The organism is Uliginosibacterium sp. sgz301328 (genome assembly GCF_041807905.1).
In the GTDB taxonomy this organism is placed as follows: Bacteria; Pseudomonadota; Gammaproteobacteria; order Burkholderiales; family Rhodocyclaceae; genus JBGVSA01.
Map to the genome: position 1 here is coordinate 29362 of NZ_JBGVSA010000022.1, position 25695 is coordinate 55056.

General features: G+C 62.7%; 21 protein-coding genes. 9 read left to right on the forward strand and 12 right to left on the reverse strand.

The window, feature by feature from the left end:
* Positions 1-173 precede the first annotated feature (173 nt).
* On the forward strand, positions 174-1391 hold the full coding sequence (gltS, locus tag ACDA63_RS15680; RefSeq protein ID WP_373664219.1) for a sodium/glutamate symporter: 1218 nt from the start codon (positions 174-176) through the stop codon (positions 1389-1391).
* Positions 1392-1476: 85 nt separating this feature from the next.
* Here the strand turns inward: gltS and ACDA63_RS15685 are convergent, their stop codons facing one another.
* Together ACDA63_RS15685 and ACDA63_RS15690 are read right to left on the reverse strand one after the other, a co-directional pair.
* On the reverse strand, positions 1477-1965 hold the full coding sequence (locus tag ACDA63_RS15685; RefSeq protein ID WP_373664220.1) for an AP2 domain-containing protein: 489 nt from the start codon (positions 1963-1965) through the stop codon (positions 1477-1479).
* Positions 1966-2128: 163 nt separating this feature from the next.
* Entirely contained in the window at positions 2129-3496 is a 1368-nt protein-coding gene (locus ACDA63_RS15690; protein ID WP_373664221.1) for a protein kinase, read from the reverse strand.
* A gap of 219 nt (positions 3497-3715) precedes the next feature.
* On the opposite strand from ACDA63_RS15690, the gene grpE reads away from it, so the two are divergent.
* The 3 genes from grpE (at position 3716) to dnaJ (ending at position 7598) form a co-directional block, all read left to right on the forward strand.
* Positions 3716-4288, forward strand: coding sequence for a nucleotide exchange factor GrpE (gene grpE, locus ACDA63_RS15695; RefSeq protein WP_373664222.1), 573 nt, complete (start codon positions 3716-3718; stop codon positions 4286-4288).
* A 157-nt stretch (positions 4289-4445) separates the two neighbouring features.
* A complete protein-coding gene (gene dnaK / locus ACDA63_RS15700; protein WP_373664223.1) occupies positions 4446-6368 on the forward strand; it encodes a molecular chaperone DnaK in 1923 nt (640 codons plus the stop codon).
* An 84-nt stretch (positions 6369-6452) separates the two neighbouring features.
* Positions 6453-7598: a molecular chaperone DnaJ gene (dnaJ, locus tag ACDA63_RS15705; RefSeq protein WP_373664224.1), complete on the forward strand. Its 1146-nt coding sequence runs from the start codon at positions 6453-6455 to the stop codon at positions 7596-7598.
* A gap of 68 nt (positions 7599-7666) precedes the next feature.
* Here dnaJ and ACDA63_RS15710 read toward each other — a convergent pair whose 3' ends face one another.
* From ACDA63_RS15710 to ACDA63_RS15740, 7 genes are all read right to left on the reverse strand, one after another.
* Positions 7667-9217, reverse strand: a complete 1551-nt coding sequence (locus tag ACDA63_RS15710; protein WP_373664225.1) for a hypothetical protein — start codon at positions 9215-9217, stop codon at positions 7667-7669.
* A gap of 75 nt (positions 9218-9292) precedes the next feature.
* Complete coding sequence (locus ACDA63_RS15715; protein WP_373664226.1) at positions 9293-11206, reverse strand: bifunctional sugar phosphate isomerase/epimerase/4-hydroxyphenylpyruvate dioxygenase family protein; 1914 nt, start codon at positions 11204-11206, stop codon at positions 9293-9295.
* 9 nt (positions 11207-11215) lie between these two features.
* A complete protein-coding gene (locus ACDA63_RS15720; protein ID WP_373664227.1) occupies positions 11216-12121 on the reverse strand; it encodes a shikimate dehydrogenase in 906 nt (301 codons plus the stop codon).
* 29 nt (positions 12122-12150) lie between these two features.
* Positions 12151-13161, reverse strand: coding sequence for a TRAP transporter substrate-binding protein (locus ACDA63_RS15725; protein ID WP_373664228.1), 1011 nt, complete (start codon positions 13159-13161; stop codon positions 12151-12153).
* A 92-nt stretch (positions 13162-13253) separates the two neighbouring features.
* Positions 13254-14531, reverse strand: a complete 1278-nt coding sequence (locus ACDA63_RS15730; RefSeq protein WP_373664229.1) for a TRAP transporter large permease subunit — start codon at positions 14529-14531, stop codon at positions 13254-13256.
* A gap of 10 nt (positions 14532-14541) precedes the next feature.
* Positions 14542-15114, reverse strand: coding sequence for a TRAP transporter small permease (locus tag ACDA63_RS15735; protein WP_373664230.1), 573 nt, complete (start codon positions 15112-15114; stop codon positions 14542-14544).
* Positions 15115-15290: 176 nt separating this feature from the next.
* Positions 15291-15998: a TetR/AcrR family transcriptional regulator gene (locus ACDA63_RS15740; RefSeq protein ID WP_373664231.1), complete on the reverse strand. Its 708-nt coding sequence runs from the start codon at positions 15996-15998 to the stop codon at positions 15291-15293.
* Between the two features lie 153 nt (positions 15999-16151).
* Between ACDA63_RS15740 and selD the strand changes: the two genes are divergently transcribed.
* From selD to ACDA63_RS15760, 4 genes are all read left to right on the forward strand, one after another.
* A complete protein-coding gene (gene selD, locus ACDA63_RS15745) occupies positions 16152-17189 on the forward strand; it encodes a selenide, water dikinase SelD (protein ID WP_373664232.1) in 1038 nt (345 codons plus the stop codon).
* Entirely contained in the window at positions 17189-18289 is a 1101-nt protein-coding gene (mnmH, locus tag ACDA63_RS15750) for a tRNA 2-selenouridine(34) synthase MnmH (protein WP_373664233.1), read from the forward strand. Before selD ends, mnmH begins: the two co-directional genes overlap by 1 nt.
* 199 nt (positions 18290-18488) lie before the next feature.
* A complete protein-coding gene (gene cycA, locus ACDA63_RS15755; protein WP_373664234.1) occupies positions 18489-19892 on the forward strand; it encodes a D-serine/D-alanine/glycine transporter in 1404 nt (467 codons plus the stop codon).
* Positions 19893-20538: 646 nt separating this feature from the next.
* On the forward strand, positions 20539-22023 hold the full coding sequence (locus ACDA63_RS15760; RefSeq protein ID WP_373664235.1) for a hypothetical protein: 1485 nt from the start codon (positions 20539-20541) through the stop codon (positions 22021-22023).
* Positions 22024-22163: 140 nt separating this feature from the next.
* Here the strand turns inward: ACDA63_RS15760 and ACDA63_RS15765 are convergent, their stop codons facing one another.
* From ACDA63_RS15765 to yjgA, 3 genes are all read right to left on the reverse strand, one after another.
* On the reverse strand, positions 22164-22772 hold the full coding sequence (locus ACDA63_RS15765) for a hypothetical protein (RefSeq protein WP_373664236.1): 609 nt from the start codon (positions 22770-22772) through the stop codon (positions 22164-22166).
* Positions 22773-22902: 130 nt separating this feature from the next.
* Positions 22903-23517, reverse strand: a complete 615-nt coding sequence (mog, locus tag ACDA63_RS15770) for a molybdopterin adenylyltransferase (RefSeq protein ID WP_373664237.1) — start codon at positions 23515-23517, stop codon at positions 22903-22905.
* Positions 23510-24058: a ribosome biogenesis factor YjgA gene (gene yjgA, locus ACDA63_RS15775; protein WP_373664238.1), complete on the reverse strand. Its 549-nt coding sequence runs from the start codon at positions 24056-24058 to the stop codon at positions 23510-23512. The genes mog and yjgA overlap by 8 nt, the downstream gene beginning before the upstream one ends.
* Positions 24059-24195: 137 nt before the next feature.
* Here yjgA and pmbA point away from each other — a divergent pair, with 137 nt between their 5' ends.
* Positions 24196-25554, forward strand: a complete 1359-nt coding sequence (pmbA, locus tag ACDA63_RS15780) for a metalloprotease PmbA (RefSeq protein ID WP_373664239.1) — start codon at positions 24196-24198, stop codon at positions 25552-25554.
* Positions 25555-25695 lie beyond the last annotated feature (141 nt).

Sequence of the window (25695 nt, forward strand, 5' to 3'; positions counted from 1 at the left end):
CACCCGCGCCGCGCCTGGACACAAAGACAGGCGCACCAGGAACGATATGAATCAAGGCGCCGGCGCGCTCCGGCCCCTACCATGCACGGCCCGCCAGGGCGGGCGCAGCAGCGCCGGCACTGACCTTCCACCCGCGGCCATCCTGCCTGGCCGCCGCACTCCATCCCCCGATCATGACTCTACAGCTCGATATTTTCCCATCCCTGTTCGTCGCGACCGCGGTCCTGCTGCTTGGCCGCGGGCTGATCGCGTGCATCGCACCCTTACGCACCTACAACATTCCCGAGCCCGTCGTGGGCGGACTCGTGGCGGCATTCGCGGTGACCGTCCTGCGTGCCATGGGCATCGAAGTCAGCTTCAACACCGCGCTCCAGACGCCGCTGATGCTCATGTTCTTCTGCACCGTGGGGCTGGCCGCCAACATCAAGATGGTGTTGTCGGGCGGCCGCATGTTGTTGCGCTTCCTGCTGATCGTGGCGGCCTTCCTGGTCGTGCAGAACGTGCTCGGCATCGGCGTGGCGCTGGCACTGGACGTGAATCCGCTGCTCGGCCTGCTGGGCGGCTCGATCACGATGTCCGGCGGCCACGGCACGGGCACCGCGTGGGCGGATGTCTTCGCGCGGCAATACCAGCTCTCCGGCGCACTGGAAGTCGCCATGGCCTGCGCCACCTTCGGCCTGGTGCTGGGCGGACTGATCGGCGGCCCGGTCGCGCACTACCTGATCGACCGCCTGCCTGCGGCGAAGCGCGACGCCACGGCGGGCGAGCAAGGCGCGGAGCCGGACAACGCCTTCGAGAAGCCCGAAAAACTGCTCCTCATCACCACCAAGCTGCTGGTGGAAAAGCTCTTCCTGCTGGCTGGCGCCATGTCGATCGGCTTCGTGCTTGAAAAGCTCACCAGCGGCACGGCGTGGTCGCTGCCGACCTTTGTGTGGGTGATGTTCAGCGGTGTGCTGGTGGGCAATGTCGTTGCCCACACGCCGTTCTATGACATGGAAGAACGCGCGCTTTCGGTGATCGGCAATACCTGCCTGTCGCTCTTCCTCGCCATGGCGCTCATGTCGCTCAAGCTGTGGCAGCTCATCGATCTGGCGCTGCCGATTCTCGCCATGCTGATCGTGCAGACGATCGCGATGGCACTGTGGGCTGTATTCGTGACCTATCGCTTCATGGGGCGCAACTACGAAGCCGTGGTGCTGGCCGCCGGCCATTGCGGGTTCGGGCTCGGCGCCACGCCGACGGCCATCGCCAACATGCAGACCGTCACCAACCGTTTCGGCCCCGCGCACCTGGCTTTCATTCTCGTGCCGGTGGTGGGCGCGTTTTTCATCGACCTGGCCAATTCAGTCGTGCTGAAGGGCTTTTTGAGCCTGCCGTTGTTTGCGCACTGAAAACGTCCCGCCAGCGCAGATAGCAACGAAAAAAGCGCCGTGAGGGCATGCCCTCCGGCGCTGTGCTTTTGCAGTCCGTCGCAGATCAGGCGGCCAGCTTGCGGCTGTCGATCGAACGCGAGCGGCGCGGCTTGCGGCGCACGGCACCCGGATCGAACTCGCCTTCGAGCTTCTTGAGCGCGTCCTTGCGCGCCTTGAGCGCCTGCTTGAACGCACCTTCTTCGCCGTACTTCTTGACCGAGAACTTGACGCGCTTGCGACGACCGTCCGGCAGCGGCCACGAGGCCACCCAGAACCAGCGCTGCCGGTCTTCCGGCATGTCGCGGGTTTCCGACGCGCAGTAGCGGCACACGCCCACTACGCCTGAACGGTTGTTCTTCTTGACGATGTTCGAGTACTCGCGCATCGAAAACGGCGGGTACCTGGCGATGATTTCGTCGCGAAAATCCTTGGCCGCGTTGAAGGCGCGCGTCTTGCCGCCGAATACGCCGTCCGAAAAATGCTTGCGGTGAATCACTCCGCGCCGCTGGATCGTTACCAGCCAACCGTGTGTGCGGCTTAGTTCGTTATCCACACGGCTGATTCCATACACACTGCTCCGACTCACGTCTTCCTCCAACGCCTGACAGGTTGCGAGTGCCGACGCAGCATTTTTTCCAGGATGCCCTCGGCCCTATCAGGGTTTTCGGCGATCACTGTGCAAACTTTAGGGCTCACGTCGCAATGAAACAAAAATATTAGTTGTCGAGTAATTGCAGCTCGATGCCAGAGGTCGTGACATTGACTGCGCGCGTCGCGGGCTCCCCCTGCAACGCCAGTTGCCGTTCGCAATTGGACAGACGCCGCGCAACGGTCGTAATGAGCCGCGAACGGAAATGCGCGAGGCACTCCTCCGACGCCAGGATCAAGGCCGCGGGCTGGATCTCGAGGTAGCGGACCGGCGTCAGGCTGATCACTGAAACGTGCTGCAGATGATCCTGCTCGTCCAGGTAGGCCGACTCGCCAAAACACTCGCCGGCCCGGATCACCCCTGCCTTATGGCCGCCGATCGACAGCTCCAGTTCCCCTTCGAGCACGATGCCGAAGCGCTGATCGGTGCTCCCTTCGCGGATGATCTGCGTCAAAGGTTCGACGACTCGCCAGGTCGAGAAGCGGACGACCTCCCAGATTTCGATGTCATCGAACTCCGTGAAGAACGGCAGCCGGCGTATCTGACCGAAACGCGTGCTGTCCGGCACGAGGTCTTTTTCGTCGTAGATCTTGTAGCGGACCGCGGACAGGTCCTTCGCAAACTCGGCGCCGTTCTTGTAGCGCGAGTAGAGATCCTTCTCCAGCGACTTGCGGATTACCACGTCCATCTGCTCGGGGACCAGCGGATTGAGCTGGCTGGCCGAGGGCGGATCGGTGTTGATGATCTTGTAGACCAGTTGTGCCGGATTCTTGGCACGGAACGGCAAGCGGCCCGTGAGCAGATGGAAGAGCACCACGCCCAGCGAATACAGATCGGTCTTCTGGTTGAGCGGATAGCTCTTGATCTGTTCGGGCGACATATAGGCCGGCGAGCCCACGCCCATGATGAAGGTCGAGTCCTGGTCGCTCTTCTTGTTGATGTTCAGCGCCAACCCAAAGTCCGTGATCTTCACGTTGTCGTCGTCATCGATCAGGATGTTGGCTGGCTTGATGTCGCGGTGGACGATGCCCTGGCGGTAGGCGTAGTCCAGCGCCATGCAGCATTTGAAGATGATGCTCACCGTCCGGTGGATCGGCAGCATCCGCTCGAAGCTGCAATATTCCTCGAGCGACTTGCCCGGGAAGTACTCCATGACGATGTAGGCCTCTTCCTGCTCGATGACGGCCTCGAAGATCTTGATGATGTTGGGGTGGTCCAGCTTGTTGGCCACCGCCTCTTCGGCCCGCAGCAGCTTGAGTAGCCGGCGATTCCACTTGGCCTCGTCGCGCCCCCGGTCCTTGAAGGACACATGCTTGAGGGCAACCGGCTGCGGGTAATAGGGATTCTCGGCCAGATAGACGACCGCCGTCGCCCCGCGGCCCACTTCGCGGATGATCCTGTACTTGCCGATGCGCTCCGGAATGGAAGAGCCCATTGTCCCTATTCTGCCCGCCTGCTACCGATTTGAAGAATAGCGCCGAGCCCGGCGCACCGCGTATCTTACCGATTTCGAGAATAAGTCTGACAAAAACCAGCCTGCAGGACCAACGGCCTCCGTCCGCATCGGCGTGACGAAAAAAAGAGGGCCAATGCTCTTGAAACAGCGCGGGACGCCCCCATTAAGGCTGTTGAATCTTATCAGGGAGCCTTTTTCATGCAGGACAAACAAGACTCGCTCGCGCCCCAGGAACTGACCGACGGCGCTTCGCCGGCTACGGACGCGACGCCCGCCACGGCTGACGCCGTCGGCAATGGCCCCGACATCATCCCCAGCCTGCAGGAACAACTGCGTCAGCTGGAACTGAAGGCATCCGAACACTACGACGCTTGGCTGCGCGCCAAGGCCGAGACGGAAAACATGCGCCGCCGCGCGCAGGAAGACGTCACCAAGGCCGCCAAGTTCGCCATCGAAAAGTTCGCCAACGAACTCCTGTCGGTCAAGGACAGCCTCGAACAGACCCTGGCCGTCGATAACGCCACGCTCGAATCACTGCGCGATGGCGTGGAACTGACGCTGCGCAATCTTGCCCGCGCCTTCGAAAAGAGCGGCGTGGAAGAAGTAAACCCGGTCGGCGAGAAGTTCGACCCACACAAGCACCAAGCCATGAGCGCCGTGGAATCCGACCAGCCGGCCAACACCGTGCTGCAGGTCTTCCAGAAGGGCTACGCGCTGGAAGGCCGCATCCTGCGCCCGGCGCTGGTCTCTGTCGCCAAAAGCGGCCAGTAAGTCGCCGCCGCGCGCTTTTTTTCGCCCGATTTCGCGCGTTTTTCGCGGAAACGGCCCGCAAAGGGGTTGAAGTCGGGCGACACAGCCGCATTTAGAAAGCATCACGAAATTCTGGACGGACCCGGGATACGGGGCGTCGACAAAGGAGAAAACGAACATGGGCAAGATCATCGGGATTGACCTGGGCACCACCAATAGCTGCGTGGCCATCATGGAAGGCGGCCAGCCCAAGGTCATCGAAAACGCCGAAGGCGCGCGCACCACGCCATCCATCGTCGCGTACATGGAAGACGGCGAAGTGCTGGTCGGCGCACCGGCCAAGCGCCAGGCGGTCACCAACGCCAAGAACACCCTCTTCGCGGTCAAGCGCCTGATCGGCCGCCGCTTTGAAGAGAAAGAAGTGCAGAAGGACATCAGCCTGATGCCCTACTCCATCGTCAAGGCCGACAACGGCGACGCTTGGGTGGAAGTGCGCAACAAGAAGATGGCCCCGCCGCAGATTTCCGCCGACGTGCTGCGCAAAATGAAGAAGACCGCCGAAGACTACCTGGGTGAAGAAGTCACCGAGGCCGTCATCACCGTGCCGGCTTACTTCAACGACAGCCAGCGTCAGGCTACCAAGGATGCCGGCCGCATCGCCGGTCTTGAAGTCAAGCGCATCATCAACGAGCCGACGGCTGCGGCACTCGCATACGGCCTCGACAAGGGCGGCAAGAAGGACCAGAAGATCGCTGTATTCGACCTCGGCGGCGGTACCTTCGACATCTCGATCATCGAAATCGCCGACGTCGATGGCGACAAGCAGTTCGAAGTGCTGGCCACCAATGGCGACACCTTCCTGGGTGGCGAAGACTTCGACCAGCGCCTGATCGACTACATCGTCGAAGAATTCAAGAAGCAGAACGGCATCGACCTGTCCAAGGACGCGATCGCCCTGCAACGTATCAAGGCGTCGGCCGAACGCGCCAAGATCGAACTGTCCTCGTCGCAGCAGACCGAAGTGAACGAGCCGTACATCACCATGGCCAATGGCGTACCCGCCCACCTGACCATGAAGCTGACGCGCGCCAAGCTCGAGTCGCTGGTCGAAGAGCTGATCGAACGCACCATCGAGCCGTGCCGCAAGGCCATCAAGGACGCCGGCCTGAAGGTCTCGGACATCGACGACGTGATCCTCGTCGGCGGCCAGACCCGCATGCCGAAGGTGCAGGACAAGGTCAAGGAGTTCTTCGGCAAGGAACCGCGCCGCGACGTGAACCCGGACGAAGCCGTGGCCGTGGGCGCTGCCGTGCAAGGTGGTGTGCTGCAAGGTGAAGTCAAGGACGTGCTGCTGCTGGACGTGAGCCCGCTGACGCTGGGCATCGAGACGCTCGGCGGCGTGATGACGCCCATGATCAAGCGCAACACCACGATCCCGACCAAGCACTCGCAGGTGTTCTCGACGGCCGACGACAACCAGCCGGCGGTGACGATCAAGGTCTATCAGGGCGAACGCGAAATGGCGGCCGGCAACAAGTCGCTGGGCGAATTCAACCTGGAAGGCATTCCGCCCGCACCGCGCGGCACGCCGCAGATCGAAGTGACCTTCGACATCGACGCCAACGGCATCCTGCACGTGTCGGCCAAGGACAAGGCCACCAACAAGGAAAACAAGATCACCATCAAGGCCAACTCGGGCCTGTCGGATGATGAAGTGCAACGCATGGTCAATGACGCGGCCTCTCACGCCGAAGAAGACAAGCGCCAGCACGAACTGATCGACGCCCGCAACCAGGCCGATGCGCTGATCCACACGACCAAGAAGGCGCTGGTCGAGCACGGCGACAAGATCGACGGCGCGGAAAAGGCCAAGATCGAAGCGGCCCTGAAGGACGCCGAAGAGGCCATCAAGGGCAACGGCAAGGCTGAAATCGAAGCCAAGGCACAGGCCCTGGCAACCGCCAGCCAGAAACTGGGCGAAACGATGTACGCCCAGCAACAGGCAGCGGGTGCTGCGCCGGAAGCTGCCGCTGAAGAAGCCAAGCCGGCCGATGACAACGTCGTGGATGCTGAATTCACGGAAGTGAAAGACAACAAGTAATACCTGGCAAGACAACGCACGGGCGCAAAGGTCGCGGAGCTTCATCGCGCGCCCTTTGCGCCTTTGTGCTGAGGACAACAACAGATGGCAAAACGGGATTACTACGAAGTCCTCGGTGTCAATCGCGACACTTCGGACGAAGACATCAAGAAGGCCTACCGCAAGCTGGCCATGAAGTACCACCCGGACCGCAATCCGGACTCGAAGGACGCCGAAGAGAAATTCAAGGAAGCCAAGGAAGCCTACGAAGTCCTCTCCGACGAACAGAAGCGCGCGGCCTATGACCGTTACGGTCATGCCGGCGTCGATCCTTCGATGGCGGGCGGCCCCGGTGGCTTCGGCGCGGGCGGCCAGGGCTTCGAAGGTTTCGCCGATGCTTTCGGCGGCATCTTCGACGAAATCTTCGGCGGCCGTGGTGGTGGCGGTGGCGGCGGCGGTCCGCGCGTCTATCGCGGAGCTGACCTGCGCTACAACCTCGAGATTTCGCTCGAGGAAGCCGCTCGCGGCGTCGAAAAGACCATCCGCATTCCCGTCCTCGAAGAGTGCGAGACCTGCCACGGCTCGGGCGCCAAGCCGGGTACGCAACCCAAGACCTGTACCACCTGCGGCGGCGCCGGCCAGGTGCGCATGCAGCAGGGTTTCTTCTCGGTGCAGCAGACCTGCCCCAAGTGCCACGGCAGCGGAACGGTCATCTCCGATCCGTGCAAGACCTGCGGCGGCGCGGGGCGCGTGAAGAAGCAGAAGACGCTGGAAGTGAAAATCCCCGCCGGTATCGACGACGGCATGCGCCTGCGTCATGCCGGCCACGGCGAAGCGGGCGTCAATGGCGGCCCCGCGGGCGACCTGTACGTCGAAATCCACGTGCGCAAGCATGCGGTCTTCGAGCGCGATGGCGACGATCTGCATTGCGAAATGCCGATCAGCTTCGCCACATCGGCACTCGGCGGCGAAATCCAGATCCCCACGCTCGATGGCGTGGCCGCGATCAAGATCCCGGCCGAGACGCAGACCGGCAAGGTCTTCCGCCTGCGCGGCAAGGGGATCAAGAACGTCCGCGGCTCCGGCCACGGCGACCTGATGTGTCACGTCGTGGTCGAAACGCCGGTGCACCTGACCGATCGGCAGAAAGAAATCCTGCGCGAGTTCGACACCATCAGCCAAAGCAATGCGGGCCAAAACCCGCGCGCCAAGAGCTGGATGGACAAGGTGCGCGATTTCTTCAACGACTGATCGCTACCGCTCGAGCAACGACAAAGGCCGCTTTCGCGGCCTTTGTTCTGTCCACCAGGCGAGCACGCCTACTCCGCCACGCGCTCCACCGCCCATTGATTGCCATCGCCCACGCTGCGCGTCAGGCGGAACTCACGCGCGTCCGCTCGCGGCGGCGACTCGAACCATCCCGCGATCGCGGTTTCGTTCGGGACGGAGACGTTCTTCTGGATAGCCTGATAGATCAGGTTTCCGTTAATGAAGATCGGCAAGTTCTCAATGTGGACAATGTCGCCATCCCGGACCTCGTTCATCAAACCGTTTCGCAGCGCCGCCACAAGCGAATCGCGCGGGGCGCGGTAGAAGGCATCGAGACGGACTGACTGCTGCATGTTCATGACCCAGTTCAACGACGCGTAGAGCGCCAGCGGAAGAGCCACTGCAATCCCGAGTCGGCGCGCCGCTGGCGGAATGGTGCGATCGAGCAAGGCCGCGCCGATGAAAGCCAGACCGAAATACTCGTAATAAACCGGAATGTGGGCCGCCCCCCAGGAGAGACTCGCCTGGTATTTGGCCGAAATTGCGATCAGTGCGGGCGGGATGAACAGCAGGAGCGCAGCACCGAAAACCGCCTCGCGGGGCCAGCGCTGCATTGCAGTCGTCCGCGACGTCACAAGGAACAATGCCGCCCACACGACTGCAATCGCCCACGCCAGCCAACTGCCGGCCGCCAGTCTGACAAGCGCCGCTGGGGACAATTGATTGTGGCCGTCCAAGGCATAGAAGCTCCCGGGAAAGGCTGCGACGAACTGCTTCAGGTATGTTGGGGGGATGGCAGAAACCTGGCCGAACTGTGAGCCGCCGTAGATGTTGGTTGCCATGTGTTTGGCGAACAGATTGGCTGCCACGAAGCACGCGAAGGGCACGAGGATCACCAGTAGATTGCGAGGCGAAACGCGCTTCGATGCCCATACGGCCGCCAACGCAATCGGCACATAGATCGCATTGAGCTCGTAACACAGCATCGACAGCGTCGCCAACAGCGAAGAGGCGATCAACCAGCCGGGCGAGTCGGTTTCGCGCCACTTCTGCAATCCCAACAGCGCCAGGGTCAGCATGATGCCAAGCACATGGCAGAAGGTAATGTACGCCGCGATGGGGTCATCGCTATTGCGTATCTGGAAGAGCGGAAAAAGAAGCAGCAGAAAGAACGCGACCAAGCGCTGCCCCACCCCCAGCCTGCGAAGAAGCACGACGGTCACGCCGACATGGATGAGCAGCAGCCCAACGTCAAGGCAGCGCGCCAGCAAGGCATCGTGGATGTAATAGTAGAACCCGTAGGCCAGCGGCCAGCCGAGCAATACTCGGCCGTATTCAGTAAACCAGACATAAGCCACGCGCCCCGAAAACCACCAGACGTTTTCGTGGAAGCGATTCATGGCGCCCCAGGTCTGGCTGTTGAGCGAATCGTCGAACCAGAATCCGTTGCGCAGATACGGCAGCATCAGGATGACGAGCAGAAGGGCAGACGACGCAATAACGCCCCACCAACAAACAACGCGGATTCTCTCGGACGACATGCGCGGCGGGACGGTGCGAAAGCTGGAGGGGGCATTATACGCAATTGACATCGATGCCAACGCAGGACTCAGCCGGACGCGCGACCAACCAAAAAAGAGCCGCGATTGCAGCCCTTCACACACAGACGGAAAGCTTCACATCACCTCGTTCTCCGCCCTCCACTGCGCCAGCGCCGCCAGCCGCATCGGCGCGTTGACCGCGCCGTATTGGTCGTACGCGCCACGGCGTTCGATGAATTCAAAGAAGAAGCGGTTGTCGAACGGCACGGTGTAGACGTGCAGAAATTCCCCCTGCGCATTGCGATCGTAGAGCACGTTGTAACTGCGCATCTGGTCGAGCAACTCGGGCGCGAGGTCGTAGCGCGCGGCGAGGTCGTCGTAGTAGTTGTCGGGCACTTCCAGCATTGGCGTGCCGGCTTCGAGCAAGGTCTTTGCGCAACGCAGGACGTCCGACACGGCGATGGCGATGTGATGCACACCCGCGCCGCCGAACACCGACACCGAACGGCCAGCCGCAGTGTTATGCCGATCGGATACGTTGAGCGAGTAACGCACCGCCTTGTCGGCGGATTCCATGGCACGACTGCGGATGACGCCGAACGGATCGTTCATGACTGCGCTGGAAACGGCTTCCAGTCCGAGCACCGAGCGATAGAAAAGCACCCATGTGTCGAGCCCGCCGAGCGGCACGACCTGCGAGATGTGATCGATGCGCGCGCCTTGGGCGACACCTTCGTCCGGCGCAATGTCGAGAATGAAGTCCGCCTCGAACCCATGCGTGCCACCCTTGTGCACGTCGAAGAAATACACCAGGCTGCCATCCGGCGCGCGCACGGCGGGAATGGTCAGTTCGTTCGGCCCGATACGCCCTGCCACGCGCGTGCAGCCCAATGCTTCGGCGCGCGCCAGCGCGGCCACCGCGTCGCTCGTGGACAAGGCCACCGCGCAGGCCGAGGTGCCGTGCATCTCGAAATACGAGCGCGCGAAAGAGTCTTCTTCCAGGTTGAGCACGACCCGCACATCTCCCAACCCGAACAGCTCGACCTGCTTGGAGCGATGGCGGCCGATCTTGCGGAACCCGATCACCGACAGGAATGCGCGTAGCCGATCCGCGGTGGCACGGTCGGCGGCGAACTCGATGAACGACCAGCCCTGCAATTCGGGAGCCGGCGGCAGATCGATGAGCGGCACACGATGCACGGTCGGCGTTGCTGGCGCAGCTTCGCCAATCGGCGGCAGATGCAGCACGCGGTCTTCCAGCCACAACAGCGAGCGCATGGCATCAGTGGCCGAGGCGCGCGCAGGTGCGGCGCGCAGGTCGTCGTTGAAGATCTCAAGCGAAAGCGGCCCCGCATAGCCCGATTGCAGGACGACGCGGGTAAATTTGTCGACGTCAAACTGCCCCTGCCCCGGAAAGCATCGGTAATGACGGCTGTGCGAAAGCACGTCGGTATTCACCCAGGGCGCGTCGGCCAGTTGCACGAAGAAGATCTTTTCGCCAGGGATTTTGGCGATCGGAAGATAGTCGTCTCGCAGCGCCAGGGTATGGAAGCTATCGAGAATGAGCCCGAAGTGCGGGTGGGCCACGCGTTCGACGATCGACCATGCCTGAGAGAAGCGATTGATGTGCGTGCCCCACGCCAGCGCTTCGAAGCCCACGCGCAGGCCACGCTTACCGGCACGTTCGGCGAGCATGTGCATCTGCTCGGCGATCAGATCCATATCGCCGGAGGCGTCCGGCTGCGCGTTCGAGCACACCAGTACCATCGGCGCGCCCAGTTCGTGCATGAGGTCGAACTTGCGTTCAGCGCGGTCGATGTTGCGCAGCAACTGCGCGGGGCTGACGCCTTCAAAGTCGCGGAAGGGTTGGAACAGGTCGATCGACAGCCCCAGGTCTTCGGCGATGCGGCGTACGTCGGACGGCGTGCCGGAGAACTGCAGCAGGTCGTTTTCGAAGATTTCGACACCGTCGAAGCGCGCTGTGGCAATGGCCTCGAGCTTCTGGCGCAGCATGCCGGACAACGACACCGTGGCGATTGAGCGATGCATGTGATGCTCCTACGCAGCGGCAACCGCCCCTTGCGCCAGCATGCGGCGGAAATGCGCCTCCATGCGTGCCGCGTCGGGCTTGATGCCAGTGAACAACTCGAATGCGCCCACCGCCTGCCACACCGCCATGCCGCCACCGTCGACAGTGCGGCAGCCGCGTGCACGCGCGATGCGCAGCAGCTCGGTTTCGATGGGGAAATACACGATGTCCGATACCCATAGCGACGGGTTGATCAGTTCGGCGGGCAGCGGCAGACCCGGGCATTTGTCCATGCCGGTGGGTGTCGCGTGAATGAGACCGTCCGCCGCTCCCAGCGCATCGGCCACATCGGTATTGGCTTCCACGCGCTGCGCGCCGTACAAACGCTGCAACGACTGGGCAAGTGCTTCAGCGCGTGCTGCATCGCGGTCGACAATGATCAGGTGCGCCACGCCCATGCGTAGCGCCGCATGGGCCACCGCGGCCCCCGCTCCGCCCGCGCCGAGCAGGACCACGCGCCCCAGCGGCACATTCGGTAGCGCACGCTTGAATGCCGTGGCAAAACCCGACCAGTCGGTGTTGTGGCCGGTCAGGTGCATGCCCCGGCACACCACGGTATTGACCGCACCCAGCTCGCGGGCGTCGTCCGACAAGGCATCCAGCAGCGGGATGACGGCCTGCTTGCACGGGTAGGTGATGTTCAGGCCGGCAAAGCCGATATAGCGCGCGGCATCGACCAGCGCCGGCAGGCGGGCGACGTCGCCCGCGCCGGTGTCCAGATCGATGAGCTGATAGTGCAGCCGAAGCCCATGCCAGCGGGCCTCTTCTTCATGCAGGCGCGGCGTCAGCGAGCGCTGGATGCCCGCGCCGATGAGGCCGACCAGGAGCTTGGGCGTCTCGACGCCCGGCGCCGCGACGCTCGATTCGTTTGTCATGGTTTCACTCATGATCGGCCTGCGTCGGGTTATTTCTTGCGAGCCTTGGCGATCTCGGCGTTCAGTTCGCTGACGGAGGCTTCGCCGATGGTCTGCGCGGCCTTGGCCACGACCGGCTTCACCTTGTCGCGGAAACGCGCCATCTCGGCGGCCGACACTTCATTGACCTGCATGCCGTTCTTCTTGAGCGCGTCGATGGCGGACTGGTCCGAATCGCGCGACAGCTTGCGCTGGAACGCAGTGGCCTCGTTGGCAGCGTTGACGATGATCTTGCGTTCATCGGCGTTGAGCTGGTCCCATAGCTTCTTGCTGACGATCAGCGCTTGCGGGTTGTAGATGTGGCGCGTGATCGAAAAGTACTTCTGCACTTCGTAGAACTTGGAGGCGAGGATCGTCGTCGCCGGGTTCTCCTGTCCGTCGACCGCGTGTTGTTCGAGCGCGGTGTAGACCTCGGGGAACGGCATCGGCACGGCGTTGGCGCCCAGCGCGTTGAACATGTCGATGTACACCGGCGACTGCAGCACGCGCAGCTTGATGCCCTCCATGTCTTCGACCTTGGTGATCGGGCGTTTGTTGTTGGTCACGCTGCGAAAGCCGAGGTCCCAGTAGCCCAGGCCGACGAGGCTTTTCTCCGGCAGCTTGTCGAACAGTTTCTTCCCGAACGGGCCATCGATGACGGCGTCGGCTTCTTGCGGGTTGTTGAAGAGAAACGGCAGATCGAGCGCGGCGAACTCCTTCACCAGCCCCGACAGCAGACCGGCGTTGAGCACCGTCATCTCGACGGTCCCGCCCTGCAGCGCGGACACGGTCTGCAGATCGCCGCCCAGCGTGCCGCCAGCGAAGAGCTTGACCGCAATCTTGTTGCCGCTCTTCTGCGCCACCAGATCGGCGAACTTCTGCGCGCCCTGGCCTTGCGGGTGTTCTTTCTGGTTCTGGAACGCAAACTTGATGGTGTGCTCGCGCACCTGTGCGTGGGCCACGCCCAATTGCAGCAGCCCCGCCACCGCCATGCCGAAGCACATTGCCTTGATGATCTTCATTGCCGCCTCCTCCGTGGGAATCGATGCGCGCGTTTTGATGATGTGCGGACCGCCGCGCGCACCGGATCGGCGGCCCCGTTGAATGCGTGTGACTAGAAGAACCAGCGCATGGGAACCGTGACGATCGACGGGAAGATCACCATCACGAACATGATGAGGAACTCGGCGATCATGAAAGGCAGCACGCCCTTGGTGACGTCGTCCATGGTGACCTTGCCGACCCCCGCCACCACGTTGAGTACCGTGCCCACCGGCGGCGTGATCAGGCCGATCGAGTTGTTGATGATGAACAGCACGCCGAAGTAGACCGGATCGATACCGGCGGCCTTGATGACCGGCATGAGCACCGGCGTCAGGATCAGGATCGTCGGCGTCATGTCCATCGCCGTGCCCACGACCATCACCAGCACCATGATCGCGATCATCAGCATCGTCGGGTTGTCGAGGAAAGGCTGCAGCAGATCGATCACCTTCGACGGCAGGTCGGCCACCGTGATGAGCCATGCCGACACCAGCGAGGCCGCCACCAGGAACATGACGATGGCGCTGGTGCGCGCGGCGACCACGAACACCTCCATGATCTGGCGCAGGCTGATTTCGCGGTACACCAGTACCGACACGGTCAGCGCATAGACCGCTGCCACCACGGCGGCCTCGGTCGGCGTGAAGACTCCCATGCGCAGGCCCACGAGGATGATGATCGGCAGCATGAGCGCCCACAGCGATTCACGCAGCGTACGCATCACCTCGGCGCGCGTCTTGCGCGGCGGAATCTGCGTCTGCTCCTTGCGCGCCACCAGCCACCACGTGACCCACAGCGACAGGCCCATCAGCAGGCCCGGGACGATGCCGGCGAGGAACAACTTCGAGATCGACACGTTGGCGGCGACACCGAACACGATGAAGCCAATGCTCGGCGGAATGACCGGACCGATCACGCCGGCCGCAGCAACGAGCCCCGCCGAACGCGCCTTGTCGTGCCCGGCGGCAGTCATCATCGGCAGCAGCAGCGCTGCAAGCGCGGCAGCGTCGGCCACGGCCGAACCGGAAAGAGCGGCGAGCAGGCACGCCGCGATGATGGCAACGTAGCCCAGGCCACCCGGCACGTGCCCCACCAGGGCCATCGCCAGATTGACGATGCGACGCGACAGGCCGCCGACGTTCATGATCTCGCCGGCGAGGATGAAGAACGGCACGGCCAGCAGCGGGAAGCTGTCTGCACCGTTGATGACGTTCTGCGCGAGGATCTGCGCATCGAACATGTCCAGATGCACCATCAGCGCGACGCCGCACAGCAGCAACGCAAACGCGATGGGCACGCCCAGCGCCATCGTGCCAAGCAGCGAACCGAGGAAGACCGCGATCGTCATGGCGTGCTCCTCAGGCCTTGCCGTGCGAGGCGAAGACGACGGGCGCGTCGCCGGAACCATGCGAGGCCGTCGGCGGCACCTCTTCGGATTCCTGCACCATCACGAGTTGCTCGTCGGACAGGCGATTGGTCATCAGCTTGATGAGGTCCAGCACCAGGATGATCGCGGCGCTCACCGCGAACACCACGCCCGAGGCGTAGAAGATCGCCACCGATGCGCCGGTAGTCGGCGCAGACACATCCCAGTTGATGCGTGCCTGCTGCAGGCTCCCCTGGAAGAGCAGCCAGCTCACGTACAGCATCAACAGGTGGCCGACGAACAAACAGAATTTCTTGCCGCCGCGTGGCAGGCGCCCCACCAGCACGTCGGTGCCGAGGTGAGCGTGATCGCGCAGCGCTGCGGTGGCGCCGAGGAAAGTGACCCACACGAACAACCAGCGCGAAACCTCGTCGGAGGTCGATATGCCGGAATTGAATGCGTAACGCAGAACCACGTTACCGAAGACCAACACCACCATGATCGCCAGGAATATGGCGGACACGGCGTTGAGCAGGCGGCAGTAGCCCGCGATCAAACGATCCATCTCTCTGTCTCCTTGGGTCATTCGCCCGTGCGGTCCGGATTCAGCCGCCGAGTCGTTTTTTGCAGAATGTACGAACTAGTTCGTTTTTGAAGTAATGGAATACGCGTACTTCCCCGCTGACACCCCCTTGTTGTTCGGTAATCGCGCAGATTTGCGCGATTTCGTTCAGCGTGGCATCAGGCCTCGACGTATCGAACGACCATCTCGACGATGCTGGCGCGCCGCTTTTCCAGCTCTTTGGGCGAAGAAATGTCGCGCTTGAAAATGATCGAGAACGTGTGCCGGTTCGACACATTGAAAAAGCACAACGAACTGATCAGCAGGTGCAGGTCGAGCGGATCGATGTTGGGCCGGAAAACACCCGCCGCCACGCCGCGCTCGTAGACGTCATGAACGGCCACGATCGCCGGCACGTTCAGTTGCTGGATGGTCTTGGACTGTGCAATGAACTGCCCGTTGTTGATGTTCTCCGTCATCACCAGACGGATGAAGTCCGGGTTGGCAAGCTGGTAGTCGAAGGTGAAACTCACCAGTTTGCGCAGCGCATCCACGGGCGGCAGGTCTTCGAGGTGAAGTCCGCTTTCGATGCTGCGGATGCGGCGGTAGGCTTCCTCCAGCACGGCAAGGTAGAGATTCTCCTTGCTGCCGAAGTAGTAATAGATCATCCGCTTGCTGGCCTTGGTCAGCTCGGCGATCTCGTCGATACGCGCGCCCGCCAGACCCTTTTGCGAAAACTCGCGCGTGGCCACCGCGATGATGTCGCGCATCGTGCCTTCGGGGTCGTTGGTGCGCGAAGGGGCCGACGTGCGGCCGACGGTCTTCTTCTGCGCGGCGACCTTTTTCGGTGCGGCCTTGTCTGTTGTCGTGCTCTTTGCCGTTGGCATGTGGCTCTTCACTCTCCCTGTGTGGCCTCGCGCATTCTATAGCAGGGGTCGCGCCACAGCGGGCAGCGGGTTTTCCCGCAACGTGACGTGGATGAGGCCCGCGCCAGAGGGCTTTGCTACGATAGTGGTCTCGCAGTTTTCTTCCGCCCCATCATGACGCAATCCCCGATCCGCCTCACGCAGTACAGCCACGGCGCAGGCTGCGGCTGCAAGATTTCCCCCAAGGTGCTCGAAGTGATCCTCGCCGGCAGCGGCGCGCAGCATCTCGATCCGCGGCTGTGGGTCGGCAACGCCTCGCGCGACGATGCGGCCGTCTATGCGCTGGACGAAGAGCGCGGCGTGGTATCGACGACGGACTTCTTCATGCCCATCGTCGACGACCCATTCGATTTCGGACGCATCGCCGCCACCAACGCCATCAGCGACATCTACGCCATGGGCGGCAGTCCGCTCATGGCCATCGCCATCCTGGGCTGGCCCGTCAATGTGCTGCCGCCCGAAGTCGCCCGCGAAGTCGTCGCAGGAGGCCGCGCAGCCTGCGAAGCGGCGGGCATTCCCCTGGCTGGCGGACATTCCATCGATGCGCCGGAGCCGATTTTCGGGCTGGCCGTCACCGGTATCGTCGACAAACAGAACCTCAAGCGCAACGACACCGCCGCTGAAGGCAGCCGGCTCTATCTGACCAAGCCGCTGGGCATCGGCGTGCTCACCACGGCAGAGAAAAAATCGAAACTGCTGCCCGAAGACGTGGGCGTCGCGCGCGACTGGATGTGCCGGCTCAACACCTTCGGTGCCGCCCTCGGCAAGTTGCCGCAGGTCACCGCGCTGACCGATGTCACGGGCTTCGGCCTGCTCGGCCACCTCATCGAGATGGCCGACGGCAGCGGCCTGACCGCTCGACTCGACTACGATCGCGTGCCGCGTCTCGATCGCGTGGAACACTACATTGCCGAAGGATGTGTGCCCGGCGGCACGCAACGCAACTTCGACAGCTATGGCCATCGTGTGGCCGAACTCACCGATGCACAGCGCGCCCTGCTCTGCGATCCGCAGACCAGCGGGGGACTGCTGGTGGCGGTCACGCCGGCAGGCGAAACCGAGTTCCTGGCCGTCGCGCAGGCTGCCGGCCTGTGGCTGACGCCGATCGGCGAACTGGTGGAAAAAGGGACGTACGCAGTGGAAGTGTTTTGATGCGCGAGGACACCGCCGACTATCGCGCGCTGTTCCTGTCCGGCGTGCCCATGATGGATACGCGCGCGCCGGTCGAATACGCGAAGGGCGCCTTCCCGAACACGGTTAACCTGCCGCTCATGAGCGACGCCGAACGCGAACGCGTCGGGACCTGTTACAAGCAACGCGGGCAACAGGCGGCCATCGCGCTGGGCCATCAACTCGTCGCAGGCGATACCAAGGCTGCACGCATCGCCGCCTGGGCCGATTTCGCACAGCGCCACCCGGAAGGCTACCTGTATTGCGCTCGCGGCGGACTGCGCTCGCAGATCGTGCAGGAATGGCTGAAGGCCGAAGCCGGCATTGCGTATCCGCGCGTACATGACGGCTACAAGGCCATGCGCACGTTCCTCATCGACGAGACCGAACGCGCCGTCAAGGAATGTGATTTCGTGCTGATCGGCGGCCTGACCGGCACAGGCAAGACGGACGTACTGGCCGCATTGCCCAACGCGTTGGACCTGGAAGGCCACGCGCACCATCGCGGCTCCGCGTTTGGCAAGCACGCCACGCCGCAGCCGACGCAGATCGATTTTGAAAACCGCCTGGCCATCGACATCGTGCGCAAGCGCGCCTCCGGGCATGAGCAGTTCGTGCTGGAAGACGAGGGCCGCGCAGTCGGCTCGTGCTCCGTCCCGCACACCCTGATCGTCGGCATGGGCCAATACCCGATCGTGTGGCTCGAAGACGATTTCGACGCGCGCGTCGATCGCATCCTGCGCGACTACATCGTCGGATTGCACGCCGAATTCGCCGCCCTGCATGGCGAAGCAGCCTTCGATCCATTCGCCGATCGCCTGCGCCAGAGCCTGCACAACATCGCCACGCGCCTGGGTGGCGACCGCCATCGGCAACTGCTCGGCCTCATGGACGACGCACTGGCCCGACAGCGCGAAACCGGCGAGGTAGACCTCCATCGCGCGTGGATAGCGCGGATGCTGGCCGACTACTACGACCCGATGTATGCCTACCAGCGCGAAGCGCGGCGGGCCCGCATCGAATTCACCGGACAGGCCGGAGCGGTCGCCGATTACCTGCGCCACAGGGCCGGCCGAACATGAGTGGCGTACCTCATCGCGTTACAGAGTGCAAAAGCAAGAAGAGTTGTCGCGTAATTTGAAGATAATTTGACGCAACTCGGTATTTATTCTGATAGCCACCCCGAATATTTCTGCCCTCGCCGTACCAAACCAAGATTCAGCGAGACACCAGCCCTGAGGTTGCGGGCGACACCACATCACGCATCACGCGAGGACGACAGTGACTCAACAAATACAGCAAGACGGGGAAGAGCACCTCAAGCGCAACCTCAGCAACCGACACATCCAGCTCATCGCCATCGGCGGCGCCATCGGCACCGGCCTCTTCATGGGTTCGGGCAAGACCATCAGCCTGGCCGGCCCGTCGATCATCTTCGTATACATGATCATCGGCTTCATGCTGTTCTTCGTGATGCGCGCGATGGGCGAGTTGCTGCTGTCGAACCTGCAGTACAAATCCTTCAGTGACTTCGCCGCCGACCTGCTTGGGCCGTGGGCGGGCTTCTTCACGGGCTGGACTTATTGGTTCTGCTGGGTCGTCACCGGCATCGCCGACGTCGTCGCCATCGCCGGCTACGCGCAATTCTGGCTACCCGATCTGCCGCAGTGGATACCCGCGCTGATGTGCGTCGGCCTGCTGCTCAGCCTGAACCTCGCCACGGTCAAGCTCTTCGGCGAGATGGAATTCTGGTTCGCGATGATCAAGATCATCGCCATCGTGTGCCTGATCTTCATCGGTATCTACATGGTCGGCACCCACTTCACGTCGCCCTCCGGCGTGCGCGCGTCCTTCACGCACCTGTGGGCGGATGGCGGGATGTTCCCCAAGGGGGTAATGGGCTTCTTCGCCGGCTTCCAGATAGCGGTGTTCGCTTTCGTCGGCATCGAACTCGTAGGCGCGGCGGCCGCCGAAACCAGGGACCCGGAAAAAACTCTGCCCAAGGCAATCAACTCGATCCCCATCCGCATCATCATGTTCTACGTGCTGGCGCTCCTCACCATCATGTGCGTCACGCCGTGGAGCAGCGTTCACGCCGACAAGAGCCCGTTTGTCGAACTCTTCATGCTCGCCGGCCTGCCGGCCGCCGCTGGCGTCATCAACTTCGTGGTCATGACTTCGGCAGCATCGTCGGCCAACAGCGGCATCTTCTCCACCAGCCGCATGCTCTACGGCCTGGCGCAAGAAGGCGACGCGCCGCAGAATTTCGCCAAGCTGTCGCGCCGCGCAGTGCCGGCACGCGGCCTGGTGTTCTCGTGCATCTGCCTGCTCGGCGGCGTGGTGCTCATCTACATCGAACCGAACGTGATGGCCGCCTTCACGCTGGTCACCACCATCTCGGCGATCTGTTTCATGTTCGTGTGGTCGATCATCCTGCTGTCGTACATGGCCTATCGCAAGAACCGCCCCGCCCTGCACGCCGCATCCAAGTACAAGATGCCGGGTGGCGTGGCGATGTGCTGGGTATGCCTGGCCTTCTTCGTCTTCGTGCTGGCACTGCTGGCACTCAAGGAGGACACGCGCCTGGCACTGTTCATCACACCGCTGTGGTTCATCGCGCTGGCGCTCGGCTACGGCGCATCGCGCACGGGCCGCATGGCCAAGGCCGCGAAAGCCACATCCTGACCATCTGGGGCGGGCCCTGCCCGCCCCGGCCCCCGCGAACACGTATGAGCGCAGGGTGTCCATCCGCAGCACTTCAAAGGTGACTGCACGGGTGCCAAAGGCGCCCTCCTTTCCCCGGCCACTCGGGCCAGACCGCCTCCCGCATGCCGCAAGATAGCGGCCCCGTCACTCCGTCCTATCGGCTCATTCCAGGCGCACACGACAAGACACGGCAGCGCTTGCGCCAAGCACGAGCAACGACGACGTACCGTTCCGAAAGCGGCGCGAACAAGCCCCTGCAACACCTCTGATCGAAAACGACGACACGAGAGAGACAGACCTCAGACATACGCAGCGACCCGCCGACAGACGTTGCATCGAGCACTGGAGATAATTCCAGCCTTGTGCACGGACTCATTCGACATATGCCAAACGGCGTTTTTCCCGGAGTCCGTAAGCCACCCCTGGCTCGCCAAATCGCAATGACTTCGCAACCATGTCCTCTACACAATCGTCTGCAGATTCCGACGTTGGACGCTTTGGCACCTGCATGAATTGGGCTGCCACGCTCCCGGCTGGCGAAGAAGTCGGCCGCCAGCTCGACGCTCTACTCAAGTCCTTTGTCGCCCTGCCAGCCCAAACAGCGCTGTATCAGGTCGAAACCCTGTTGGCGAACAATTCCCAACACCCTTTGCTGGGATTTCTGACGCAGTTGGCGACCGCATGCCATCCAGACCATGCCCTCGGGTGGTTTCTACGTGGGTACTACCTGCTACTGCGAAAGCAGGCCGAAGCCATCGATGCTCTTGAGCGTGCCTGGCGAATAGACCCGGCCGCTCACGACATCCTGCCGTCCAATCTGATCGATGCGTATCTCCGTCAAGATCGTCTGACCGAAGCGGAACATGTGGCGCGATGGTATGTGGCGCACTACCCGGACCAAAGCGGGCCACTCGCCAAACTGAGCCAGGTGCTCCGCCAGCAACATCGCGTAGATGAAGCGATGGCATTCGCTCAAGCCGCAAAAGACATCGCCGCAGACGGCCCCGGCGTACATATCGAGTATTGGTATGGGCTCAACAACACCCTTCGTTTTGAGGAAGCCCTGCAATATGCACAGCAGCTATACGCCCAGGCACCCGATGGACGAAACGCCAACGTCATGCTGGGCGAGTCGGTAGCACGCATGGGGAACTGGCCCCCCGCCTGGTACCTCATGCAATGGGACTACAGACCGGAGTGTTCCTTCAGCGTGCAGCTGAATGCTCACCCCCATTCACGACGCCACTATCACTGGGACAACCCCGTGCCCGATATTCCGCAATGGACAGGGCAGGTGCTGCGGGGCAAAACCTTGTGCGTATGGCTGGACCACGGTTACGGCGACTGCATCCTGGTCGCACGCTTATTGCCCCGCATCGCCAGGTACGTCCACGCCAATGGAGGAAAACTGTTCGTGCTGGCCTATCGGCCGTTGGCAGAGATGCTGAGACCGTTGGTGGAACATGAAAACGGCATTGTGCGCGACGGTCTTTCGGAGCCTGCGGATTACCATCTTTCCATCACGACCGCTGCCGGCATCTTCCAGCTCAGCAACAACACACTACCCGGCACGGCCTATTTGCGTGCCAGCGAGGCCATAGCGACACGCTGGCGGAACCGGATCGATCGCGAGCAAGGGCAACGCAACGTCGCCATCGTCTGGTCGGGCGGCCCGAGCCACAGTCGCGACGCGCTACGATCGATATCGCTCAACGACATCACGCCGTTGCTTGCCTTGCCGGGCATTACCTTTCACTCGGCCAACCCCGCCAGCGCACGCGACGTGGCGCATCTGCAGGCACAGGGTTACGCCGTCCGTGACTGGAGCGCCGAGCTCTCTGGTTCATTCGAAGAGACGGCCGGCCTGTTCTGCGCTGTCGACATGGTGGTGTCGATCGACAGCGCCCCCGTCCACCTCGCGGGTGCCGTTGGCGCGCCGACAGTCCTTCTGCTCGATCGCGTCGGCTCGCATCTTTGGGGAACCGACGACGCACGAACACCCTGGTACGACTCAATGCAGATCGTGCGTCAGCATGTGCTTGGACAATGGGCGGAAGCCGTGGAACGCGCAGCGACAATCGTCCGAAACGCTTTGCCGGACGAACGTTGAAAGCATCCAGGATGGGCGGCACGGGCGGCGCGCTGGGATTCTTCGCCGAACCGGCTTACCACGAAGACATGGCGGGCACGGAAAGCACAGACAAAAAAAGGCCGCTCTCTCGCGGCCTTTTTTGCTTGCGCAGAAACCGATCAGTTGCCGTCAGAGATTAGCAGGGTGGCCTGCTTGCGCTCGTCTTCAGGCTTGGCCAGCCATTGCGGCCAGTATTCAGTGTTCTTGGCCTTCACGTCAGCCTGGTTCTGAGAGAACCATTGCTCCGACTCCGGGCTGTTGCCGACCCACTTGGTGCCGGCAAGCATCTCGGTGAAGCTCTTGGCAGCCGTGTTGTAGTCTGTGGAGCCATCCGTCCGCACGGGGTACAGCGAGAAGCGCGCTTTCCATGCGCCCATGCGCGGCACGACGACCGAATAGTAGGTCTTGCCCGGCGCCAGGTCGGCGCGCAGATAGTCGGCCGCTTCCGAGACCACCATGAACACGTGTTGGCCCGGCTCGGTGTCATAGGCCAGCTTGGTACTGTTATTGACGATGCCGATGAACTTCGGCTCGCCGTTCTTCACGTCGTAGACTGACGCACTGATGGCCGACCCCAGGAAGGTTGAGCGCATGAACACCACACGCGTCTTCTGAGGTTGTGCGGCGATCGGCTGAGGATCTTCCACGGGCCGCATCAGCGAGCTCGCGCAGCCGGTCAACGCAATGGTGGCACTCAACGTCACCAACGTGACGATACGTCTCAACATGTCTTCCCCCGTATGTATCTTGGTTATGGTTTCAGCCCGCTTGTCGGGCTGCGGCGATACTACGCACGGGGGTATCGGAGAAGACCTTCCCTTTCGGGCAAGGTTGATCTGGATCGACCTGGGGTTGCCTTCAGTCAGCCGGTCGTGGCGCGCTCTTGGGCCGGAAGGCGGCGACCACGTCATCCACCGTTTCGACATACGGGCCGCCGATGAGGTCGATGCAGTAGGGAATCGCCGCGAACACGCCCGCCACGCGCAAGGTGCCATCGGATTCGCGCAGGCCTTCGAGCGTTTCGCGGATGGCCTTGGGCTGGCCCGGCAGATTGAGGATCAGCGTACGGCCGCGAATTACCGCTGTCTGACGCGACAGGATCGCCGTCGGCACGAAATGCCGCGAAATACGTCGCATCTCTTCGCCGAAGCCGGGCATCTCGCGTTCGCCGACGGACAGTGTTGCCTCGGGTGTGACATCGCGCGGCGCAGGTCCGGTGCCGCCGGTGGTCAGGATCAGATGGCAGCCGCGCGCGTCGGCAAGGTCGATCAGGGTGCGTTCAATGTCGGCACGCTCGTCCGCGATCAGGCGCTCTTCCGCGCGCCACGGACAACGCAGCACATCGGATAGCCATTCGCGCAGGGCCGGAATGCCTTTGTCATCATAGACGCCGCTCGACGCACGATCGCTGATCGATACCAGGCCGATAACGAGAGGTTCAGCCTCGGTCGGGCGACGCGGCAGCTCACTCATCGTCGCCCTCTTCGTCGTCGCCAACCGCCGCGGCAGGCGCGTCGAGTTCGCGCAACAGTTTGAATATTTCGCGGAAGGCGCGCGGCGGCTTGTTCTGCTCGCGCTCTTTCAGCGCATTGCGGCGCAACTGGCGCAGACGCTGCAGATCGGCATTCGGGTAGGCATTGCCGATTTCGGTCACGGTGTCTTCGTTCTCCAGCAGCAGTTCGCGCCAGCGCTCCAGCCGATGCAGGTGCGCGGTAGCGGCCGCGGACACGCCCTTGATTTCGTCGAGCACGGCGCGCAGCGGCTCGGGGTCGACGCCGCGCATGATCTTGCCGATGTACTGCAGTTGCCGGCGCCGCGCTTCGTGCTTGGTGAGGCGATGCATCTCGAGGATGGCGTCGCGCAGCGACTCGGGCATGTCCATCTTCTTGAGACGATCGAGCGGTAGTTCGACCAGTTCGGCGCCAAGGTCCTGCAACGCGTTCATGTCGCGCTTGCGTTGCGATTTGGAGGGACCGTCGTAGAGGGAATCTTTGTCGTTGTCGTCTGGATGCATGGATCAGGCAGGCCGCGCCGGGCCTGGTTTTGTTCGAATGGCAGCACCTTGGGCCGCAGTCAATGGCAGGCACCAATGGGTGCGCGCTGCCAGAGTTGGTAAGATTATAGCTTTTGCGAGCGCGCCTCCCCTCATCCATGGCCAGCAGACACGACGGTTTTGCCTATCCCCAAGAGCGCCTGCGCGACATCGCGCAGGAGATTGTCGACTACGCCAAGAGCCGTGGCGCCACGGCCTGCGAGGCGGACGTGTCCGAAGGTGTCGGCCAGTCGGTCACCGTCCGCCGCGGCGCGGTCGATACTATCGAATACAACCGCGACAAGGGCATCGGCGTAACGGTCTATCTCGGCCAGCAACGCGGGCATGCGAGTTCGTCCGACTTCTCGCGCGATGCCTTGCGCGCCACGGTCGACGCCGCCCTGTCGATCGCCCGCTTCACAGCGCCCGACGCCTGCGCCGGCCTGGCGGACGCCGACCTGCTGTGGCGCGGCAACGAGTCCGAAATCGCCTCGTTGAATCTGTATCACCCATGGAATATCTCGGTGGACGATGCGGTCGAGCTTGCCCGCTATTGCGAGGCTGCCGCGTTCGACGTCAGCCCCGAGATCCGCAACTCCGAAGGTGCCACGGTATCGCGCCAGGAGTCGCAATTCGTCGCCGCCAACAGCCTGGGCTTCAACGCCGGTTTTGCCACGTCGCGCCACTCGCTGTCGTGCTCGGTGATCGCCGGCGAAGGCGAAGCCATGCAGCGCGACGACTGGTACGCCTCGCGACGCGACGCGCACGAACTGCCCAATGCTGCGCGGCTGGGCGATTACGCCGCGCGCCGCACGCTGTCTCGCCTGGGCGCATCGCGCGTACCGACCTGCAATGTGCCGGTGATCTTTGAAGCGCCGCTGGCGTGCGGACTCATCAGCAACCTCGTGCATGCGGCCAGCGGCGGCAGCCTGTATCGGCGCTCGTCGTTCCTGCTCGACGCGCTGGGCGAACAGATCTTTTCGCCGATCGTGCAACTGCGCGAAGACCCGTTCGTGCCCAAGGCGCTGGCCAGCACGCCTTTCGACGATGAAGGCGTGGCCACGAAGGCGCGCGACATCGTGCGCGACGGCGTGCTGCAGGGCTACTTTCTCGGCACCTATTCGGCGCGCAAGCTGGCGATGAAGTCGACCGGCAACGCTGGCGGCAGCCACAACCTGGTATTGGAGCCGGGCGAGCGCAGCCTCGTCGAACTGGCCGCCGACATCGGGCGCGGCCTGCTGGTGACGGAACTGCTCGGCCAGGGCATCAACTATGTGACGGGCGATTACTCGCGCGGCGCCGCAGGCTACTGGATCGAGAACGGCGAGATCCGCCAGCCGGTGCAGGAAATCACCATCGCCGGCAATCTGCGCGAGATGTTCCGCAACGTGAGCGCCATCGGTAACGACGTGATCGTGCGCGGCGGCAAGCAATCGGGCTCCATCGTCATCGACGGCATGACCGTCGCGGGCAGCTGATCGCCCTGTCCTTGCGGCGCCCCGCGTTCGCCGGGGCGCCTTTCCCCGCCTTGCTTCCCTGTCTTGACCGTGCGCCTGCGCCACGCAGGACGTCGTCATTACTTACATCAAACTTACGGAATTAGCGCCGTATTTTCATAC

Excerpts from the sequence above, each read along its gene's own strand:
- gltS (WP_373664219.1), top strand. The coding sequence starts at position 174 with ATGACTCTACAGCTCGATATTTTCCCATCCCTGTTCGTCGCGACCGCG.
- ACDA63_RS15690 (WP_373664221.1), bottom strand. The coding sequence starts at position 3,496 with ATGGGCTCTTCCATTCCGGAGCGCATCGGCAAGTACAGGATCATCCGC.
- grpE (WP_373664222.1), top strand. The coding sequence starts at position 3,716 with ATGCAGGACAAACAAGACTCGCTCGCGCCCCAGGAACTGACCGACGGC.
- dnaK (WP_373664223.1), top strand. The coding sequence starts at position 4,446 with ATGGGCAAGATCATCGGGATTGACCTGGGCACCACCAATAGCTGCGTG.
- dnaJ (WP_373664224.1), top strand. The coding sequence starts at position 6,453 with ATGGCAAAACGGGATTACTACGAAGTCCTCGGTGTCAATCGCGACACT.
- ACDA63_RS15715 (WP_373664226.1), bottom strand. The coding sequence starts at position 11,206 with ATGCATCGCTCAATCGCCACGGTGTCGTTGTCCGGCATGCTGCGCCAG.
- ACDA63_RS15720 (WP_373664227.1), bottom strand. The coding sequence starts at position 12,121 with ATGACAAACGAATCGAGCGTCGCGGCGCCGGGCGTCGAGACGCCCAAG.
- ACDA63_RS15725 (WP_373664228.1), bottom strand. The coding sequence starts at position 13,161 with ATGAAGATCATCAAGGCAATGTGCTTCGGCATGGCGGTGGCGGGGCTG.
- ACDA63_RS15730 (WP_373664229.1), bottom strand. The coding sequence starts at position 14,531 with ATGACGATCGCGGTCTTCCTCGGTTCGCTGCTTGGCACGATGGCGCTG.
- ACDA63_RS15735 (WP_373664230.1), bottom strand. The coding sequence starts at position 15,114 with ATGGATCGTTTGATCGCGGGCTACTGCCGCCTGCTCAACGCCGTGTCC.
- ACDA63_RS15740 (WP_373664231.1), bottom strand. The coding sequence starts at position 15,998 with ATGCCAACGGCAAAGAGCACGACAACAGACAAGGCCGCACCGAAAAAG.
- selD (WP_373664232.1), top strand. The coding sequence starts at position 16,152 with ATGACGCAATCCCCGATCCGCCTCACGCAGTACAGCCACGGCGCAGGC.
- mnmH (WP_373664233.1), top strand. The coding sequence starts at position 17,189 with ATGCGCGAGGACACCGCCGACTATCGCGCGCTGTTCCTGTCCGGCGTG.
- ACDA63_RS15765 (WP_373664236.1), bottom strand. The coding sequence starts at position 22,772 with ATGTTGAGACGTATCGTCACGTTGGTGACGTTGAGTGCCACCATTGCG.
- mog (WP_373664237.1), bottom strand. The coding sequence starts at position 23,517 with ATGAGTGAGCTGCCGCGTCGCCCGACCGAGGCTGAACCTCTCGTTATC.
- yjgA (WP_373664238.1), bottom strand. The coding sequence starts at position 24,058 with ATGCATCCAGACGACAACGACAAAGATTCCCTCTACGACGGTCCCTCC.
- pmbA (WP_373664239.1), top strand. The coding sequence starts at position 24,196 with ATGGCCAGCAGACACGACGGTTTTGCCTATCCCCAAGAGCGCCTGCGC.